The sequence below is a fragment of the Amycolatopsis sp. NPDC045836 genome (assembly GCF_056431745.1).
In genome coordinates, this window is sequence record NZ_JBWKKF010000009.1 from 158,654 (window position 1) to 176,916 (window position 18,263).

The 18,263-nt window shown below is 72.3% G+C and carries 16 protein-coding genes; 9 read left to right on the forward strand and 7 right to left on the reverse strand.

The genetic code is table 11. The annotated features are described in order from the left end of the window. Positions 1-45: 45 nt before the first annotated feature. Entirely contained in the window at positions 46-948 is a 903-nt protein-coding gene (locus AC07EG_RS19420; RefSeq protein ID WP_478254508.1) for a hypothetical protein, read from the reverse strand. Positions 949-1,178: 230 nt separating this feature from the next. Here AC07EG_RS19420 and AC07EG_RS19425 point away from each other — a divergent pair, with 230 nt between their 5' ends. From AC07EG_RS19425 to AC07EG_RS19445, 5 genes are read left to right on the forward strand one after another with little or no spacing between them, the layout of a single operon-like run. After that, entirely contained in the window at positions 1,179-2,357 is a 1,179-nt protein-coding gene (locus AC07EG_RS19425; protein WP_478254683.1) for an AI-2E family transporter, read from the forward strand. After that, positions 2,354-3,496: a MacS family sensor histidine kinase gene (macS, locus tag AC07EG_RS19430; protein ID WP_478254509.1), complete on the forward strand. Its 1,143-nt coding sequence runs from the start codon at positions 2,354-2,356 to the stop codon at positions 3,494-3,496. Before AC07EG_RS19425 ends, macS begins: the two co-directional genes overlap by 4 nt. After that, positions 3,493-4,146, forward strand: coding sequence for a response regulator (locus AC07EG_RS19435; protein ID WP_478254510.1), 654 nt, complete (start codon positions 3,493-3,495; stop codon positions 4,144-4,146). The genes macS and AC07EG_RS19435 overlap by 4 nt, the downstream gene beginning before the upstream one ends. Before the next feature lie 54 nt (positions 4,147-4,200). After that, positions 4,201-4,905, forward strand: coding sequence for a DUF1707 SHOCT-like domain-containing protein (locus AC07EG_RS19440; RefSeq protein WP_478254511.1), 705 nt, complete (start codon positions 4,201-4,203; stop codon positions 4,903-4,905). Continuing rightward, entirely contained in the window at positions 4,902-5,513 is a 612-nt protein-coding gene (locus AC07EG_RS19445) for a DUF1707 SHOCT-like domain-containing protein (RefSeq protein ID WP_478254512.1), read from the forward strand. The genes AC07EG_RS19440 and AC07EG_RS19445 overlap by 4 nt, the downstream gene beginning before the upstream one ends. On the opposite strand, the gene ptsP is transcribed toward AC07EG_RS19445, so the two are convergent. Both ptsP and AC07EG_RS19455 read right to left on the reverse strand, forming a co-directional pair. Then, positions 5,500-7,131 (reverse strand): phosphoenolpyruvate--protein phosphotransferase, encoded by a 1,632-nt coding sequence (ptsP, locus tag AC07EG_RS19450; RefSeq protein WP_478254513.1) that lies wholly within the window; start codon positions 7,129-7,131, stop codon positions 5,500-5,502. The two genes, AC07EG_RS19445 and ptsP, sit on opposite strands and share 14 nt — an antisense overlap. Before the next feature lie 789 nt (positions 7,132-7,920). Continuing rightward, complete coding sequence (locus AC07EG_RS19455; RefSeq protein WP_478254514.1) at positions 7,921-8,790, reverse strand: ribokinase; 870 nt, start codon at positions 8,788-8,790, stop codon at positions 7,921-7,923. A gap of 510 nt (positions 8,791-9,300) precedes the next feature. Here AC07EG_RS19455 and AC07EG_RS19460 point away from each other — a divergent pair. The 3 genes from AC07EG_RS19460 (at position 9,301) to AC07EG_RS19470 (ending at position 12,255) form a co-directional block, all read left to right on the forward strand. After that, complete coding sequence (locus AC07EG_RS19460; protein WP_478254515.1) at positions 9,301-10,866, forward strand: DUF2339 domain-containing protein; 1,566 nt, start codon at positions 9,301-9,303, stop codon at positions 10,864-10,866. Positions 10,867-11,175: 309 nt separating this feature from the next. Then, positions 11,176-11,457 carry a hypothetical protein gene (locus AC07EG_RS19465; RefSeq protein ID WP_478254516.1) on the forward strand — a complete coding sequence of 94 codons (282 nt, stop codon included), beginning with the start codon at positions 11,176-11,178 and terminating at the stop codon, positions 11,455-11,457. 66 nt (positions 11,458-11,523) lie between these two features. After that, positions 11,524-12,255 (forward strand): TetR/AcrR family transcriptional regulator, encoded by a 732-nt coding sequence (locus tag AC07EG_RS19470; RefSeq protein WP_478254517.1) that lies wholly within the window; start codon positions 11,524-11,526, stop codon positions 12,253-12,255. 25 nt (positions 12,256-12,280) lie between these two features. Here the strand turns inward: AC07EG_RS19470 and AC07EG_RS19475 are convergent, their stop codons facing one another. From AC07EG_RS19475 to AC07EG_RS19485, 3 genes are all read right to left on the reverse strand, one after another. Continuing rightward, entirely contained in the window at positions 12,281-13,018 is a 738-nt protein-coding gene (locus tag AC07EG_RS19475; protein WP_478254518.1) for an SDR family NAD(P)-dependent oxidoreductase, read from the reverse strand. 78 nt (positions 13,019-13,096) lie between these two features. Beyond that, positions 13,097-15,934, reverse strand: a complete 2,838-nt coding sequence (gene leuS, locus AC07EG_RS19480) for a leucine--tRNA ligase (protein ID WP_478254519.1) — start codon at positions 15,932-15,934, stop codon at positions 13,097-13,099. Between the two features lie 175 nt (positions 15,935-16,109). Then, a complete protein-coding gene (locus AC07EG_RS19485; protein ID WP_478254520.1) occupies positions 16,110-17,135 on the reverse strand; it encodes an esterase-like activity of phytase family protein in 1,026 nt (341 codons plus the stop codon). Between the two features lie 66 nt (positions 17,136-17,201). On the opposite strand from AC07EG_RS19485, the gene AC07EG_RS19490 reads away from it, so the two are divergent. Further along, positions 17,202-17,630, forward strand: coding sequence for an SdpI family protein (locus AC07EG_RS19490; RefSeq protein ID WP_478254521.1), 429 nt, complete (start codon positions 17,202-17,204; stop codon positions 17,628-17,630). On the opposite strand, the gene AC07EG_RS19495 is transcribed toward AC07EG_RS19490, so the two are convergent. Next, the gene (locus tag AC07EG_RS19495; protein ID WP_478254522.1) at positions 17,599-18,180 is read right to left on the reverse strand and encodes a YqgE/AlgH family protein; all 582 of its coding nucleotides are present in this window, start codon (positions 18,178-18,180) and stop codon (positions 17,599-17,601) included. The genes AC07EG_RS19490 and AC07EG_RS19495 overlap by 32 nt on opposite strands. Positions 18,181-18,263: the final 83 nt, after the last annotated feature.

Below are 18,263 nucleotides of genomic sequence, written 5' to 3' on the forward strand. Positions count from 1 at the left end.
GGAAGTGACCGGCGGGGGACACGATCGTCCTGCCCCGCGCGGTGATCAGTCAGGCGTGACGCCGGGCTGCGCGCCCGGATCCACCATGAGGTGGCGGACACCGGATCGGACGGAGCCGATCGGGTCGGTGTCGAAGGCGGTGGCCGAACCGGCGGGCACGCCGATCAGCAGACCGTCGAAGTGCCCCCCGGCGGAACCGCCGCCGGGGGTGGTGGGTGCGGTGGGCGGCGCGAAGGGCGCGCGCACCGGGGCGAACGGGGACGGCAGTTCGCGCTCGCCCTCGTCGCCGGGCCTGTCGACGGGCGAAGCACCGGGACCGGCGAGCCGGGCACCGGCGTCCGCCGAACCGGCGGGCACGGTCACGGTGTGGACGGCGGCGGGACCGGCGTCCGGCACCAGCGCCACCGGCTGCTCGGGGACCACCGGGTCCGCGTCGAGCGGCAGGCGGGGCGGGGTGCCCTCGGTGTGCAGCAAGGTCCAGACGGCCTTGCCGAAGTCGGGGGCGTCCCGGTGCGCCGGGGTCAGCGTCTCTTCGATGACCTTCGGCGCGTCCTCGGGCTTGCGCACGATGTGCTCGAAGGCACCGAGCGTGCGCCCGACCGGGCGGACCACCGCTTCGCCGGCGAACTCGTCCACGGCGGCGCTGAGCTGGGCCTGCGTGGCGGGCAGCGTCGGCACGTCGGTGGCGCGCGCGGCGGCACCGGCGACATCGCCGGTCAGCTCGGAGGCGCCTTCGGTGACGTCGTCGAGGTGATCGACGGTCGCGTCGGTGACCGGGGTGAGGTCGGCGCTTTCGTCGGGCACCGGAGCGTCGGCGGCCGAGGCGCCGGTGGCGAAGGCCCACGCGGCGGCGGTACCGGCGAGAACGCCGCCGGCGAGCACGAGGGCGCGCGAAGTCCAGCGACCGGCGCGCTTCGCGCCTCGCTGGTTCGCCACCACTTCCGCCACCGGTTGCTCCTCGCTGGGGACCTCGATCGCGATCGAGACTGACTGATCACCGCGCGCCGACGCATCTTCGAACCACCTTGATGGCTCGATCGTGTGAAGTGCACAGAGTGTGTCCGAACCTGACGGAGGGTGATCCCCAGCGGTCATTACCGCCGTCGGCCCGTTCTCCGTCGGTCCCCCCGACTAAGTTGTGCGTTGTGCCGGAGCAGGAGAACAAGCCCGCCGCCCGCGTGCCCGCCCCCGACTACCCCGGACTGCCGGTGGAACTCGACGTGACCACCGTCGTGCCCCGCGGCCTGCGGATCGGCGCCGCGCTCGCCTGGCGGTTCCTCGTGGTGATCGCCGCGTTGTACGTCATCGTCTGGCTGGTCGGTTACCTGTCGGTGGTGGTCATCCCGCTGTCCATCGCGCTGCTGCTGGCCGCGTTGATGGCGCCGGGGGTGGCCTCGCTGGTGAAGGTGGGCGTGCCACGCGGGCTGGCCGCGGGCATCGTGCTGATCGGCGGCCTCGGCCTGCTCGGCGGCCTGCTCACCTTCGTCGTGGTGCAGTTCACCAGCGGCCTGCCCGCCTTGCAGCAGCAGCTCACCGAAAGCCTCGACCAGATCGAGGAGTGGCTGGTCAACGGCCCGATCCACCTGCGGCAGACGCAGATCCAGGACTTCATCAACCAGGCCATCGACTTCCTGAAGAAGAACCAGGCGACGATCACCGACAGCGCGCTGACCACCGCGGGCACCGTCGGCGAGGTGCTCACCGGGTTCGTGCTGACCCTGTTCATCCTGATCTTCTTCCTCGCCGGTGGGGAGCAGATCTGGACCTTCCTCACCGGCGGCGTGCCGCGTCAGGTGCGCACCCGGGTGGACGTGGCCGGTCGCCGCGGTTTCGCCTCGCTGGTCAGCTACGTGCGCGCGACGGCGGCGGTGGCCGTGGTCGACGCCGTCGGCATCGGCATCGGGCTGTGGATCCTCGGGGTGCCGCTGGTGATCCCGCTGTCCACGCTGGTCTTCCTCGGCGCCTTCGTGCCGATCATCGGCGCGGTGCTGACCGGTGCGGTGGCGGTGCTGGTGGCGCTGGTGACCAACGGTTTTGTCACCGCGTTGATCGTGCTCGGCGTGGTGATCCTGGTGATGCAGCTGGAGAGCCACATCCTGCAGCCGCTGCTGCTGGGGCGGGCGGTCAAGCTGCACCCGCTGGCCGTGGTGCTGGCGATCACCGCCGGCCTGGTCGCCGCCGGGATCGCCGGGGCGCTGCTGGCGGTGCCGCTGCTGGCCGTGCTCAACTCCGGCATCAAGTCGCTGCTGCACGAGCGTGACCCCGATCCGGCCGACGTGGACGTGCTGCACGACCAGAGCGCCGAGCCGAACACCGTGGCGCCGGACGAACCCGACGAGGACGTCCGGGAGAAGTGAGCACGCGGTTCGGCCCCACGACACGCGACCTCGCCTCGCCGTTGTGGTGGGGTGCGATCGGCCTGCGCGTGCTCACCTGGTTGTTCGCCGCCGGCATCGTGGTGGTGCACCAGGACGAGTACCGGCGCCCCTGGCTCGCCTGGGTGGCGCTCGGCGTGATGGCCGGCTGGACCGTGCTGACCAGCGTGGTCTACGCCCGTGAACGGCAGCGGTGGCACTGGCGCTGGCTGGTGGTCGCCGACGTGGTGCTCACCGCCGGGCTGGTGCTGACCTCGCCGTGGATCCTGTCCGAGGCGCAGTTCGACGCGGCCGATCCGCTGATCACCACGGTCTGGGCGGCGGTGCCGCCGCTGGTCGCCGGAGCCCGGTTCGGCGCGACCGGCGGCCTGCTCGGCGGGCTGGTGATCGCGGCGAGCACCGGTTTCGCCAGGGGCGAGTTCACCGTCGACGTGGCTCGCGACGGGGTGCTGCTGCTGGCCAGCGGCCTGCTGATCGGCATGACCGCGACCACCGCGCGGCGTTCCGGTTCGGCGCTGGCGCAGGCGTTGCGCACCGAGGCGGCCACCGCGGAACGCGAGCGGCTGGCGCGGTCGATCCACGACAGCGTGCTCCAGGTGCTCGCCCGCGTCCGCAAGCGCGGCGCCGAACTGGGCGGCGAGGCGGCCGAACTCGCCGAACTGGCCGGTGAGCAGGAGATCGCCCTGCGGGCGCTGGTCACCACCGAGCCGACGCGGCCGACCGACGAAACCGCTGACCTGCGGGCCGCGCTGCAGCTGCTGGGCACGTCGGCCGTGCACATCTCGGGTCCGGCCGGACCGGTCTCGCTGCCCTCGGCCACCACCACCGAACTGGTCGACGCGGTGCGCGAAGCACTCGTCAACGTGGCCAAGCACGCCCCGGGCGCCCAGGCGTGGGTGCTGCTGGAGGACCTCGGCGACGAGGTGGTCGTGTCCGTGCGCGACGACGGCCCCGGCATTCCCGAAGGCCGCCTGGAACTGGCGCGGGCCGAGGGACGGCTGGGGGTCGCGGAGTCCATCCGGGGCCGGGTGACCGGGCTGGGTGGCACGATCAGCCTGGACACCGCGCCGGGAGCCGGAACGGAATGGGAGATCCGCGTGCCGAAGGGAGCCCCGGGATGAGCGCGATTTCGGTGATGGTGGTCGACGACCACCCGATCTGGCGGGACGGCGTGGCCAGGGACCTCGGTGAGCACGGGTTCGAGGTGCTGGCCACCGCACCGGACGGCGACGCGGCCATCCGGATCGCCAAGACCGTGCGCCCGGACGTGGTGCTGATGGACATGAACCTCGGCGAGACCTCCGGGGTGACCGCGACCAGGGCGATCACCGGCGCGCTGCCGGAGACCAGGGTGCTGGTGCTCTCCGCCAGCGGGGAACACGAGGACGTGCTGGAAGCGGTGAAGGCGGGTGCCTCCGGTTACCTGGTGAAGTCGGCTTCGTCGGCCGAACTCGCCGAGGCCGTGCGCCGGACCGCCGCGGGCGACCCGGTGTTCACCTCCGGGCTCGCGGGCCTGGTGCTCGGGGAGTACCGGCGGATGGCCGACGCCCCCGCCGCCACCGGTGCACCGCCGCCGCGGCTGACCGAGCGCGAAACCGACGTGCTGCGGCAGGTCGCGAAAGGACTGACCGCGCGGCAGATCGCCGAGAAGCTGGTCATCTCCCACCGCACCGTGGAAAACCACGTGCAGTCGACGCTGCGGAAGCTGCAACTGCACAACCGCGTGGAACTGGCCCGCTACGCCATCGAGCACGGACTCGACACGGACTGAGCTCCGGGAAAATCCCCGATCCGCTCCCGGGCTCCCGGCCCTAGCATCGTTCGCATGGGTGAGCCGCAGACCGAACAGCTTCCGGTGCCGAACGGCGACGAGGCCACCGAGAAGGCCGCCGAGGCGCCGAAGGAGTTCAACCCGCGCGACCTGCGCGTCTCCGACGCGGAGCGCGAGCACGTCGTCGGGGTGCTCCAGAAGGCGATCGGCCGGGGCATGCTCGACCTCGACGAGTTCACCGAGCGCACCGACAAGGCGCTGGCGTCCCGCACCCGCGGTGAGCTGAACTCCGTGCTCGCCGACCTGCCGGGGCTGGTGCACCGGGACGCCGCTCCGGTCTTGGCCGCCGGAGCGGCCCCCGCGCCGTCGCCGGTGCACAACTACCCGTACGCGCCGCCGTCCGGCAAACCGCTCGAACTGCGCGCGCACGCCTCGAACCTCAAGCGCAGCGGCCAGTGGCAGGTGCCCTCGCACCTGCGGGTCCGCAACAAGTACGCGAGCACCAAGCTCGACTTCACCGAAGCGGTGCTCACCTCGCCGGTGGTCTACATCGAACTGGACACCAAGTGGGGTGGCGTCGAACTGGTCGTGCCGGAGGAAGCCGGGGTGGACCTCAACGCCATCACCGAGATCAAGTGGGGTTCGGTGGAGGACAAGCGCAAGCGGCAGCCCGCGGCGGGCTCACCGACCATCATCGTCACCGGGCGGGTGCACGGCGGTCCGCTGGTGATCCGCCACAGCCGCCGTTCCCGCTGGTGAGCGATCGGGAACTGCGGGTTTCCGACGCCGAACGGGACCACGTCGCGGCGTTGCTGCAGAAGGCGGTCGGGCAGGGGCTGCTCGACCTCGACGAGTTCACCGCCCGCACCGACCTGGCGCTGGCCGCGCGCACCCGCGGTGAGCTGAACCGGGTGCTCACCGACCTGCCGGGCCTGGTGCACCACGGCGTCAACGGGCCGGTGCCCGCGCGGCGCGACCGGCTGGTGCTCAAGACCACGCTGGGCGCCGCTCAGCGGTCGGGGCAGTGGCGGGTGCCGCACGAGATCCTGGTGCAGAACCAGATGGGCTCGACCGAACTGGACTTCACCGAGGCGCGGATCAGCCACGCCGAGGTGCGTATCGAGCTGAACGTGGCCGCCGGTTCGGTGGAACTGCTGCTGCCGCCGGACGCCGCGCTGTCCACGTCGGCGGTCAACGTGGTGGCGGGCAGCCTGGTCGACCGGACCGAGTTCGACCACGCGTCCGGACGGCCGCGGTTCGTGCTGAGCGGTTCGGTGTACGCGGGTTCCGTGCAGGTCCGGACCCCGCGCTACTACCGGTTCGGGCGGCTCCAGGTGCGCACGCCGTGGCGGGTCACCTGGTCCTGACCGCCTGGCGGGCGGCAGCCGGATCGGCCGCGGCGAGCGCGGCTTCCGCGGCGGCCTCGCAGTCCTCCCTGGTGACCGCCGCCAGGCTCGCGCCGACCGCCCGCACCGCGGCCGCGTTCATCGACAGGCTGGTCAACCCGAGCCCGGTGAGCACCCTGGCCAGCAGCGGATCGGCCGCGGCCTCCCCGCAGACGCCGGCGGGCTTGCCGGTGATCGCGGCGGCCTTGCCGATCAACGCGATCAGCCGCAGCAACGCGGGCTGCCACGGGTCGTTCAACGCGGCGACCGCGCCGAGCTGGCGGTCGGCGGCGAAGGTGTACTGGGCGAGGTCGTTCGTGCCGATCGAAACGAAGTCGACGGCGTCGAGGATTTCGCGCGCGGCCAGCGCGGCGGCCGGGACCTCGATCATCACCCCCGCCCTGGCGATGCCCGCCGCGTGCACGCGCTCGGCGAACCAGGCGGCCTCGGCGGCGGTGGCCACCATCGGCGCCATCACCGACACCTCGGCGCCGGAGTCCTGCGCGGCGAGCGCGATGGCCTCCAGCTGGCGGTCGAGGATTTCGGGCCGGTCGAAGGCGATGCGCAGCCCACGCACCCCCAGCGCCGGGTTCGGCTCGGTGTCGGGGGAGAGGAAGGCCAGCGGCTTGTCGGCACCGGCGTCGAGCGTGCGGACGATGACCGGCTTGCCCGCGAACGGCTTGAGCACCGCGGTGTAGGCGGCGCGCTGGGCCTCGACGGACGGTTCGGCCGAGGCGTCGAGGTAGCAGAATTCGGTGCGGAACAGCCCGACGCCTTCCGCGCCCGCGTCCGCCGCGGCCTGCGCGTCGGCGGCGGACCCGACGTTGCCGAGCACCTTCACCCGGTGGCCGTCGGCGGTGACGCCGGTGCCGTTCCACTCGGCGGGCCCGCCGGTGGTCGCCGCCTGGATCGGCGCACTCGCGTCGACCGGCTCGACCTCGCCGGTGTCGCCGTCGACGGCCAGCGCCTCGGCCCCGGACGCGAGCAGCCCGCGGACGGCGACCACGGCGGGGATGCCGAGCGCGCGGGCCAGGATCGCGGTGTGGCTGGTGGGGCCGCCCTCCTCGGTGACCAGCGCGAGCACCTTCGCCGGATCGAGCCCGGCGGTGTCCGCGGGCGCGAGGTCACGGGCGACCAGCACGCTCGGCCCGGTCAGCTCGGGCACGCCCGGCGGCACCAACCCGAGCAACTCGGCGACGATGCGGTCGCGGATGTCGTGGATGTCGCGCACGCGCTCGGCCAGGTACCCACCCGCGGCGGCAAGCATCTCGGCGAAGCCCTCCGCGGCCTGGTGCACCGCACGAGCGGCGGGCAGGCGCTCGGTCTTGACCAGCTCCTCGGCCTGGCTGACCAGCGTCGGATCGGCGGCCATCGCGGCGGTGGTCTGCAGGATCGTGGCGGCCTCACCGGTGGCGGCCTCGGCCTGCTTCTCCAGCCGCGCGGCGACCAACTGGGCGGCGGGCTCGATACGCGCGGCCTCGACCGCCGGCTCCGACGGCGCAGGCCCACCCGGCGGCGGCCCGAGCGGCTCGGCCACCCGCACCACGGGCCCGCTGGCCCGCCCCGGACTGACCGCCACCCCGGAAAGCTTCGACAACATGGTCTAGACCATACCGTGCCACACCAGACCAGCAAACCCCCCGATGAGGGCCAACCCCAGAACCCCCCAGCCGACGCCGCGCCCTGCGCCGCCCATCCTTCAACCAACCCCCACCGCTCCCAGGGGGGCGTCCCCACGAACATCATATCCGCTGGTCGGGGGCTTCAAGGGGGGATCGCGGATGGTCCACAGACCGGATGGATTGGGGACAACTGGAGGCGAATTCGGCGGCTCGGTGGCGAAAGGGGTGCGTTTGCGGCAGGAGCGAATCGAGGGGCTGGTTCCGAGGGGCTGGTTCCGAGGGGCTGGTTCCGAGGGGCTGGTTCCGAGGGGCTGGTTCCGAGGGGCTGGTTCCGAGGGACTGGTTCCGAGGGGCTGGTTCCGAGCGGCTGGTTCCGAGCGGCTGGTTCCGAGCGGCTGACTCCGAGCGGCTGACTCCGAGCGGCTGACTCCGAGCGGCTGACTCCGAGCGGCTGACTCCAAGGGGCTGGCTCCAAGATCGCCAGTTCCGAGATGGCCGAACCCGAGATCGCCGGTCCCAAGATGGTTGGTTTCGGGGTGGCCGGTTCCGAGGGGGCCGCTTTCAAGGAGGCCGGTTCCGAAGTGGCTGGTTTCGAGGTGGCTGATTTCGAGATCGCCGAACCCGGGATGACCGCAATCGAGATGGCCGAACCCAGAGCCCCCGAGCCCAAGGCCGCCGAACCCAAAGCCGCCGAACCCAAAGCGACCGAACCCAAAGCGACCGAACCCAGAGCCGCCGAAGCCGAAGCGGCCGAAGCCGAGACGGTGTCAGTCGAGTTCGTCGGCGCGTGGGTACGAGGGTTGGGCGCCTGGGCGGGTGACCGAGATAGCGGCGACCTTCACGGCCAGGCGTGCCGCGTCCACCAGAGTCGCGCCGTCGGAGAGGGAGGCGGCGAGGGCGCCGGTGAAGGCGTCGCCGGCGCCGGTGGTGTCGACCGGGGTCACCTGCGGCGACGGCACTTCGGTCGCACCGTCCGCGGTCACGACCAGTGCGCCTCGGGCACCGCGCGTGACGACCGCGGAGTACGGGCCCAGCTCCAGCAAGCCTTGGGGGTCGGCGTCGTCGGCGCCCAGCAGCAGGGCGGCCTCGTGCTCGTTGACCAGCAGGACGTCCACGGCGGCCAGCGCCCGCTCGCTCACCTCCGCCACCGGCGACAGGTTCAGCAGCACCCGCACCCCCGCCTCCGCCGCGGCGAGCACCGCGTGTTCGACCGTCGGCAGCGGCACCTCCATGGACACGGCGAGCACCCGGGCACCGTCGAACGCGCCGTCCACGGCGGACGGCTCCAGCGCGCTGTTCGCCCCCGGCGACACCAGGATCGAGTTCTCGCCGTCCGGGGTCACCAGGATGTACGCGGCTCCGGTCGGCCGGTCCACGGTCCGCACCAAGTCGACCCGGACACCGGCCTCACGCAGCGAGCGGAGCAGCAGCCTGCCGTTGGCGTCGTCGCCGATGGCGCCGATCATTGCGACCTCGGCGCCGACCAGTGAAGCGGCCACCGCCGTGTTGGCGCCCTTGCCGCCGGGCAGCAGCACGGTGTCGCCCCCGAGCACGGTCTCGCCGGGTCCGGGCCGTCGATCGGCGGAAACCACCAGGTCGGCGTTGATCGACCCGGCGACCAGAACTTCTGCGGTCATCCCCACAGCCTGCCAGTCACCCAATCGTCACGGTGTTTGAGTAGAGCTACGGATTCGTCCGCGCGCCCGGCGGCCGACCCTGGACGCATGGGCACGCACAGCGGCACCACCGACCCCCTGCCGCGGATCGCCGACGCGCTCGGCGAGATCGCCGGCCGGCTCACCGCGCTCGGTGAGGAACTCCGCGCTCTGCCGACGCCGAGGGCCGCGGCAGCGGCGCTGCCGACTGAGGCGGCTGAGCCAGTTGGGCAGCCGGCGGCCGCCTCTGCGGCTGACGCAGGTACTCCGCGCCTGGAGGCGGCTCAGCCGGCACCGTCGGCCAAGGAGGCCGCCGAGCCGCAGGTGGACACCGGGGCACCTGCGGCTACGGACCCGGCGCGGCCGACTCCGGCGGGTGGGCACCAAGGCCCGGCGGGAGCGTCTGCCTACCCGGCACCTGGGTTCGTCCCGCCGTATCCCGGGACCCAGTGGCCACCGCCTCGTTGGCAGCCGCAGACGCGCAAGCCGACCGTGGCGGAGCAGCTGGCCCGGGACGGGGCCGGGAGCAAGGTGCTCGCCTGGATCGGCGGGGCGGTGACCCTGCTCGGGGTGGTGTTGCTGCTGGTGCTGGCGATCCAGCGCGGGTGGGTCGGGCCGGTGCCGCGGGTGCTGCTCGGGGCGCTCCTCGGGGGCACGCTCACCGGGATCGGGGTTCGGCTGCACCGGAACGCCGGTGCTCGTACCGGCGCGTTCGCGTTGGCGGCGACCGGGGTGGCGGTGCTCTACGCGGACATCGTCGCGGCCACCACGGTGCTGGAGCTCCTTCCGGTGTGGGCCGGGTTGCTGCTCGGGCTGGGCGTCGCCGTGGGTGGGGTGGTGCTGGCCGGGGTTTGGCGGGCGCCGGGGTTCGCGGTGTTCGTGCTGCTCGGCTGCGCGGTGTGCGCGCCGGTGCTGACCGAGGGGTTCACCGTGCTGCTGATGACCTTCCTGCTGGTGCTCTCGGCCGCCGCCGCGCCGGTGCAGTTGACCCGGCGGTGGCCGGGGGTGGTGCTGGCGGCCGGGCTGCCGCCGATCGCCGGTGGGACGCTGACCGCCGGCCTCGCCGCCGGGGCCTGGTCCGGTGCGGTGGACTCGCTGGCGATCGCCGTGCTCGCGCTGCTCACCTCGCTGCTCGTGCTCGCCACGGCCACCGCGACGGTCGCCGTGCACCGGGACGACGTCACGCCGATCGCGTTGCTCGCGGTCGCGCCGCTGCCGGTGATGCTGCTGCCGTTCCTGCTGGACCGCCTGCCCGCCGCGGCCTTCCTCGGTGGGCTCACCGCGGTGCTGACCGGACTCTGGCTGGTGGCGCGCAAGCGTTTGCCTTCAGGGGTGGCGATGGCGGCCGGGGTGCCGGCGGTGATGCTGGCCTTCGAGACCACGGTGGTGGCGCTGTCCGGTGAGTCGCGGGTGCTCGTGGTGCTCGCCGAGGCGATCGCGCTGGCGGCGGTGGCGATCCGGCTGAAGAGCGGCGGCCTGACCGCGGCCGGTGCGGCGTTCGGCGTCGCCGGGTTGCTGGCCGCGATGGGCACCGCCGCGACGCCGGTCATGCTGCTGCGGGCGCCCCGGACCGGCGTCCCGGCCGACGTGCTGGTCACCGCGGCCGCGGTGTCGCTGCTCATCGCGCTGGCCGCCGTGCTGCTCGCCATCGCCGCCGCCAACGCCGGGGTGCCGGATGCGGTGCTGCCGCCGGCCGCGCCCCCGGTGCTCTACGGCGCGGCGGGCACCGTGCTCTACCCGGTCCAGCTGCTGGTGGACGGCGAACTCGGCTTCCTGATCGGCCACGCGCTGATCACCGTCTCCTGGACGGCCGCCGCGTTCGTGCTGCTGCTGCGTGGCATCCGGCGGAAGGCGTTCCGCGTCACCGGACTGGTGCTGGTGGCCGCCGCGCTGGCGAAACTGGTGTTGTTCGACCTCGCGTCGCTCGACGGCATGGCCCGCGTGGGTGCCTTCCTCGGTGCCGGGCTGGTGCTGCTGGCGGCGGGTGCGCGCTACGCCAGGCTGGTCAACGCGACCCGTTCAGCCGAAGGCGGAGGGGCCGGTTCACGACGAATGTGAAGGACTTTGTAACTTATCCGCTTCTGAATGCGACAATCAGGCGAGTGCAAGCCGAGCGTCACCCGTTCGGAGTGATTTCCGCTCGCGGACGTCACACCCGGGTGCGGTTCAGCTCTACAGACACGCCACCGCGTTTTGCGCGGTGGCGTTGCCCGACCAGCGGCCTCGGCCGGCGGAACGGCATCGGGTCGCCGGCACCGATCACGTAGCCCCCCGAGTGATCGGTGCCGGCGGCGCCCCGGGTTTCCCCCACCCGCAACGGGGGTTCACCGGATTCCCGCAGGTCAGCCCGCTGTTTAGCGTTGGTCCATGACCGCCGCGACCCGCTCCCGCAATCCGTTCAGGCTGCTGCTCGCCGGGCTGTGCACCGTGCTCGGCGTGCTGCTGCTCGGCCTGACCGCCTTCCTCATCGTCCGCGTCGTCACCTACGGCGTGTTCTGGGACCCCGACGCCGACCACAGCGGTGCCTGGGGTGGCCCCTCCCTGCTCGGCGCCTGGGTGGTGCACGCGTTGATCGGGCTGCCCGGGGCCGCGGTGTCCGCCTGGCTCGGCAACCGGCTCACCCGCGCGTCGTCGTGGTTGCGCCGTTGACCGCCGCGGCAGCTCCTAGAATGAACCGGAGGCAGGTGAACGCCGTTTACCCGATGGGGTGAGGGTTTGCGCAAACGGGGCCGCTCGGCGACGGACCAGGAGATCCGCCAGGCCGCGCGGGCCCTGCTGGTGGCACACGGCCCCGAGGCGGTGACGCTGCGGGCGATCGCCAGGGAACTGGGCATCACCGCACCCGCGCTGTACCGGTACTACGGCTCGCGCGACGACCTCCTCGCGCACCTGCGCCTCGACATCGTCGGCGATCTGGGTGACGAACTCGCGACCGAGGTGGCCGAACTCGCCGATGACGACGGCGCGGGGCAGCTGTTCGCGTTGTGCCGCGGTTTCCGGCGCTGGGCGTTGACGCACACGCGGGAGTTCACGCTGGTCTTCGCGTCGCCGACCGGCGAAGTGGGGTCGGCGCCGAGCAGCGCGGCCACGCTGAGCCGCGCGGACGAACCGTTCGGCCGCATCTTCCTGACCACCGCGGGACACCTGCTCGCCACCCACGACCTGGACACCCCCGCCGACGAGACGGTGCCCGCGGAACTGCGCGACGACCTGGCCGCCTACCGCGGTGACCTGCTGTCCGTGCTCGGCGGATCGGGTCTCGACTTCCCCGCCGAGAAGCTGGACCTGGGCACCACGTACCTGATGATCCAGTTCTGGGCACGCATCTACGGCCACGTGACGCTGGAGGTGTTCGGCAACTACCCGATCCCGGTGCGCAAACCGGATGTGTTGTTCGACGCCGTGCTCGCCGATCTGGCCGGGGAGATCGGGCTGCTGCCCCGGTGAACGCGGGAGCAGCAGCCCGCCGGCCTCAGGCCGCGTGCCCGCCGTCGACCGAGACGGCCGTGCCGGTGATGTACCGGCCGTCGTCCGACGCGAGGAAGGCGACCGTCGCGGCGACCTCGTCGGCGGTGCCGTAGCGGCCGAGCGCGGTCATCGCGGCCTGGTCACCGGCGTACGGGCCGTCCGCCGGGTTCATCTCGGTGTCGGTCGGGCCGGGCTGGACCACGTTGACCGTCACACCGTTCGGGCCCAGTTCCCTGGCCAGCGCCTTGGTCAGGCCCAGCATCGCGGTTTTGCTCAGCGCGTACAGCGACATGCCGGGTCCCGGCGCCCGATCGGCCACGCAGCTGCCGATGGTGATCAGCCGCCCGCCTGCACCGAGGTGCGACGCCGCCGCCTTCGCCGCCAGGAACGGGGCACGCACGTTGACCGCGAGCACGCGGTCGACGTCCTCCAGCACGAGGTCACCGATGGGCGCGATCACGCCGACCCCGGCGTTGTTGACCAGGACGTCGAGCCCGCCGAACTCGGCGACGGTCTCCTCGACCGCCCGGGTGCAGTCGGCCGCGTCGGCGCCGTCCGCGCGGATCACCAGGGCACGCCGCCCGGCCGCCTTGATCCGGTCGGCCACCTCGGTGGCCGCGTCGGCGCGGTCGCGGTAGGTCAGTGCCACGTCGGCGCCGTCGGCGGCGAGCCGGAGCGCGATCGCCCTGCCGATGCCACGGCTGCCGCCGGTCACCAGGGCCACCTTGCCGTCGAGCGACATCTTCTTCCTCCGGAATTCGATGGGTTTTTTCGTACGACACCCATCGAACCGCCGGCGGACCGCCCAAGCTGGCGCTTTTCAGACCACCACGTTGACCAGGCGGCCCGGCACCACGATCACCTTGCGCGGCTCGCCCCCGCCCAGCAGCGCGACCACCTTCTCGTCGGCCAGCGCGGCGGCCTGCACCGCGTCCTGACCGGCGTCGGCGGCCACCGTGATCCGGGTGCGCACCTTGCCGTTGACCTGCACCGGGTACTCGACCGTCTCGTCGACCAGGTACTGCTCGTCGACCGCCGGGAACGGGCCGTGCGCCAGCGAATCGGTGTGGCCCAGCCGCTGCCACAGCTCCTCGGCCAGGTGCGGGCACAGCGGAGCCAGCATCAGCACCAGCGGCTCGGCCAGCTCCCGCGGCGTGCCGTCGGCCGCGCCGTAGACCTTGGTCAGGTGGTTGTTCAGCTCGATCAGCTTGGCGCCCGCGGTGTTGAACCGCATCGCCGCGTAGTCCTCGCGGACCCCGGCGATGGTCTTGTGCAGCAGCCGCCGGTCCGCCTCGCTCGCGTCCACGTCGGACACCCGCAGCGCACCGGTCTGCTCGTCCACCACCAGTCGCCACAGCCGCTGCAGGAAGCGCTGCGAGCCGACCACGTCCTTGGTCGCCCACGGCCGCGACAGCTCCAGCGGACCCATCGACATCTCGTAGAACCGGAAGGTGTCGGCCCCGTAGTCGGCCGACATCTGGTCGGGCGTGACCACGTTCTTCAGGCTCTTGCCCATCTTCCCGTACTCCTGCTTGACCTCCTGGCCGGAGTGGAAGTACTTGCCGTCGCGCTCCTCGACCTCCTCGGCGGGCACGTAGAAACCACGCGAGTCGGTGTAGGCGAAGGCCTGGATGTAGCCCTGGTTGAACAGCTTCCGGTACGGCTCGTCCGAGGACACGTGGCCCAGGTCGAACAGCACCTTCTGCCAGAACCGCGAGTACAGCAGGTGCAGCACGGCGTGCTCGACGCCGCCGATGTACAGGTCGACGCCACCGGGGTCGTCGGCGCCGTGCTCGGCCGGGCGCGGGCCGGTCCAGTACCGCTCGTTCTCCGGGTCGACGAACCGGTCGGTGTTCTCCGGGTCGATGTAACGCAGCTGGTACCAGCACGAACCCGCCCAGTTGGGCATGGTGTTGGTGTCGCGGCGGTAGGTCTTCGGCCCGTCGCCCAGGTCCAGTTCGACGGTGACCCAGTCGTCGGCACGCGACAGCGGCGGCGACGGCTCGGTGTTCGGGTCGTCCGGGTCGAAGGTCCTCGGCGAGTAGTCGTCGACCTCGGGCAGCTCCACCGGCAGGTGGCTGTCCGGCAGCGCGTGCACCCGGCCGTCCTCGTCCCAGACCACCGGGAACGGCTCGCCCCAGTACCGCTGGCGGGAGAACAGCCAGTCGCGCAGCTTGTACTGGACGGTGCCGTGGCCGTGGCCGTGCTCCTCCAGCCAGGTGATGATGGTCTTCTTGGCTTCGTCGACGCCCAGGCCGTCCAGGAAGCCCGAGTTGATCGCGGCGCCTTCGCCGGTGAACGCCTTGCCGTCGAAGTCGTCGGCCGGCTGCACGGTCCGGACGACGTCCAGGCCGAACTTCTCCGCGAAGTCCCAGTCGCGCTGGTCCTGGCCGGGCACCGCCATGATCGCGCCGGTGCCGTAGCCCATCAGCACGTAGTCGGCGACGAAGATCGGGATGCGCCGGTCGTTGACCGGGTTCACCGCGCAGGTGCCGGTGAACACGCCGGTTTTGTCCTTGTTCTCCTGCCGGTCCAGCTCGGACTTGCGGGAGGCGGCCAGGCGGTAGGCGGCCACCGCTTCGGCCGGGGTGGCGGCGTCGCCGGTCCAGCGCGGGTCCACGCCCTCGGGCCACGCCTCGGTGGTCAGCTGGTCGACCAGCGGGTGCTCCGGGGCCAGCACCAGGTAGGTGGCGCCGAACAGGGTGTCGGGGCGGGTGGTGAACACCTCGATCCGCGTGGTGTCCCCGGCGGCGAAGGCCACCCTCGCGCCGTTCGACCGGCCGATCCAGTTGCGCTGCATCGCCTTGACCTTGTCCGGCCAGTCCAGCCGGTCCAGGTCGTCGACCAGGCGGTCGGCGTAGGCGGTGATGCGCATCATCCACTGGCGCAGGTTGCGGCGGAACACCGGGAAGTTGCCGCGCTCGCTGCGACCGTCCGGGGTGACCTCTTCGTTGGACAGCACCGTGCCCAGGCCGGGGCACCAGTTCACCGGCGCCTCGGAGATGTAGGCCAGGCGGTGCGAGTCGATGATGTCGCGCTGCTCGGCGCGGGTCAGCTCGCACCAGTTCCGGCCGTCGGGCGTGCGGCGCTTGTCCTGCGCGTATTCGGTCTCCAGCTCGACGATCGGGCGGGCCCTGCCCTGCTCCTGGTCGTAGAAGGAGTTGAAGATCTGCAGGAAGATCCACTGGGTCCAGCGGTAGTACTCGGGGTCGATGGTGGACACCCGGCGGCGCTCGTCGTGGCCCAGGCCCAGCCTGCGGATCTGCCGCAGGTAGGTCTCGATGTTCTCTTCGGTGGTCTTGCGCGGGTGCGCCCCGGTCTGCACGGCGTACTGCTCGGCGGGCAGGCCGAAGGCGTCGAAGCCCATGGTGTGCAGGACGTTCCGGCCGATCATCCGGTGGTACCGGGCGAACACGTCGGTGGCGATGAAGCCCAGCGGGTGCCCGACGTGCAGACCGGCGCCGGAGGGGTAGGGGAACATGTCCTGCACGAACAGCTTGTCGGAGGGCACGTCGGTGCCGTCGGACAGCGCCCCGACCGGGTTCGGCGCGTGGTAGGTGCCGTGATCGGCCCAGTAGTCCTGCCAGCGCTGCTCGATCCTCCCGGCCAGCGCCGCGGTGTAGCGATGCTGGGGCGTGTCCGCGGTCGCCTCGGTCATGACCCGTGTCCTCCGTCGTATCGCACTCCAGAAACAACTCGACCCCTCCGCCAGAGGCGTGAGGGGTCGCCGCGCTCAACCGTCGGTCGGTTCAGCGCGGCAGGCCAAGGAGCAGCCGAGCCGTGTTCATGCCTCCCATGATAGCCGTCACGGCCAGCGAGTTTGCGCCCGCCCGTCAGCGCACGGCGAGCGCGATCACCTGGGTGAGCTGGGTGGCCGAGAAGTTGTCGTCGCTGACCAGCAGCAGGCTCCGCTCCCCGGAGGGCAGCCGCGGGCCCCAGGTCATCCCCTCCACGTTGTCCACAGTGGACAAACCGAGGGTGGACAGGTCGGTCAGGAGCTGCTTCCTGCCGGGTTCGGCCAGGTCGATCTCGTAGATCCGCACCTTGTTGCCGACTCCGGTGACGAACGAGCGCTCCAGGACCAGGAACCGGTTGCCGCCGGAGTGCAGGATCGAGGTGACGCCGTTGTTGGCGAAGGCACCCGGCGGGTTCGACTGGGCGAAGATCGGTTCCTGCTGGTAGCGGACCTGCGTGAACACCGGGCCGTAGCGGCCCTGCACCAGGATGCGGGAGACCGCGCCCCGCTCGGTGGTGGCCTCCGGGCCGTCCTGCAGCAGCGGGCCCTCGAACGCGGTCACCACCAGTGCGCCGTGGGCGGCGAAGGTCATCGCCTCCGGGCCGTAGTTCTGCCGCGGCCCGCTCGCCGGGCGCATCTTGACCTCCTCGGGCAACGGCAGGTCACGCAGGTAACGGCCGTCGCGGCGGGCCTCGCGGACCGACGGGTCCAGCAGCACCGCCGGCGTGCGGTCCCCCTCCTGCGACCAGTAGTAGGTGCCCAGCCACGGGTCGACGCGCAGTTCCTCGGGGTCCACGCCCTGCGGCGGGTAGTTCGTGCCGTCCGGCCGCTCGAGGTGGTGCACACCGGTGAACTCGACGGCCCCGGTCAGGTCGATCTCGGCGGTGTAGAAGCGGGCGTTCGTGCGGTCGTCGCTGATCAGCACGTACTCGCCGGTGCGCGGGTCGCGGTCGATGCCGGACAGGCCGCCGACCGTGGTGCCGCCGAAGACCAGGCCGTGCGGCACGACCTGCTCGCCGAGCAGGCGGACGCGCTGGCCGGCGTGCGCGGCCGGGGTGAGCAGGGCGAAGGAGGTGACCGCGACCAGAGCGGCGCTGAGCAGACCTCGGAACGTTCGGGGCATGGCGTGCAGCACAGCGGACGAGGGTGTCCAGCAGGTTGCTTCCGAATCACGCTTATGCTCGGGGGCGTGCTGGTAGTCGCGCTGATCCCCATCGTCTTCGGTGTCCTGGTCGGCTGGGGCGGAGTCCTCGGCTGGCGCGAGCGCCTGCCCAGGGCGCGTGGGGCGGGCGTGCGCACCACCGCCACCCAGCGCAGCGACGAAGCCTTCCGCGTCGGCAACAAGGTGGCCGGCCTGCCGACCATGGCCGGCGGTGTGGTCGGCGTGCTCTCCGGCGTGGCCGCGCTGGTCATGCCGACCGCCGGCGGGGTGATCGTCGCCGCGGTGGTCGGGGTGCTCGGCACGCTGGTCCTGCTCGCCGCGGGCGGGGTGCTCGGCCACCGGGCCGCGCTGGCCGTGCCGGAACCGGCACCCGCACCGTCCGGTTGCTCCGGGTGCGCCTGCGGCGCCGGTGGCTGCGGTGTGCTCAGTTCCGCTGCAGGTCCCCAGGGTGCGTAGCCAGTAGCGAGGTCGGCACGCCCTGCCGCCGCAGCACCTGTCCCCACAGGTCGCGGTTCGGCGTGGCCAGCACGTCGCTGGGCAGCGCGGGCACGATGAGCCAGTCGCCGCGGGCGATCTCCCCGGCCAGCTGCCCGGAATCCCATCCGGCGTAACCGGCGAACACCCGCAGCCCGCGCACCTTCGGCACCAGCGTGTCCGGATCGGCGTCCAGGTCGACCAGCGCCACCGGGCCGCGCACCGCGATCACCCCCGGCACGCTCGCCGCGTCCTGCCCGGTGCGCAGCGCCGCCAGGCACAACGCCGTCTTCTTCTCCACCGGCCCGCCGACGAACACCGACTGCGGCTCGACCACGTGCCTGCCCCAGACCGGCAGCACGTCGTCCACCGGCACCTCGCTCGGCCGGTTCAGCACCACCCCCAGCGTGCCCTGCTCGCGGTGGTCGATGACGAACACCACGGTCCGCCGGAAATTGGGGTCGAACATGGTGGGGGCAGCGACCAGCAAAGATCCCGGTTCCACCTCGGCGTCCGCTCGCACGCCGCCCATGATCCCACTCCCCGGCCGGCGAAGGTGGGCCGACGCGGGAACAAGAACGGCCGCCGGCCCGTTGAGCCCAGTGGCCGGCGCAC

What these genes read in the sequence shown, in the direction of transcription:
- ptsP (WP_478254513.1), bottom strand. Translation starts at nt 7,131, where the DNA reads ATGTTGTCGAAGCTTTCCGGGGTGGCGGTCAGTCCGGGGCGGGCCAGC.
- AC07EG_RS19455 (WP_478254514.1), bottom strand. Translation starts at nt 8,790, where the DNA reads ATGACCGCAGAAGTTCTGGTCGCCGGGTCGATCAACGCCGACCTGGTG.
- AC07EG_RS19485 (WP_478254520.1), bottom strand. Translation starts at nt 17,135, where the DNA reads ATGCCCCGAACGTTCCGAGGTCTGCTCAGCGCCGCTCTGGTCGCGGTC.
- leuS (WP_478254519.1), bottom strand. Translation starts at nt 15,934, where the DNA reads ATGACCGAGGCGACCGCGGACACGCCCCAGCATCGCTACACCGCGGCG.
- AC07EG_RS19440 (WP_478254511.1), top strand. Translation starts at nt 4,201, where the DNA reads ATGGGTGAGCCGCAGACCGAACAGCTTCCGGTGCCGAACGGCGACGAG.
- AC07EG_RS19475 (WP_478254518.1), bottom strand. Translation starts at nt 13,018, where the DNA reads ATGTCGCTCGACGGCAAGGTGGCCCTGGTGACCGGCGGCAGCCGTGGC.
- AC07EG_RS19495 (WP_478254522.1), bottom strand. Translation starts at nt 18,180, where the DNA reads ATGGGCGGCGTGCGAGCGGACGCCGAGGTGGAACCGGGATCTTTGCTG.
- AC07EG_RS19465 (WP_478254516.1), top strand. Translation starts at nt 11,176, where the DNA reads ATGACCGCCGCGACCCGCTCCCGCAATCCGTTCAGGCTGCTGCTCGCC.
- AC07EG_RS19435 (WP_478254510.1), top strand. Translation starts at nt 3,493, where the DNA reads ATGAGCGCGATTTCGGTGATGGTGGTCGACGACCACCCGATCTGGCGG.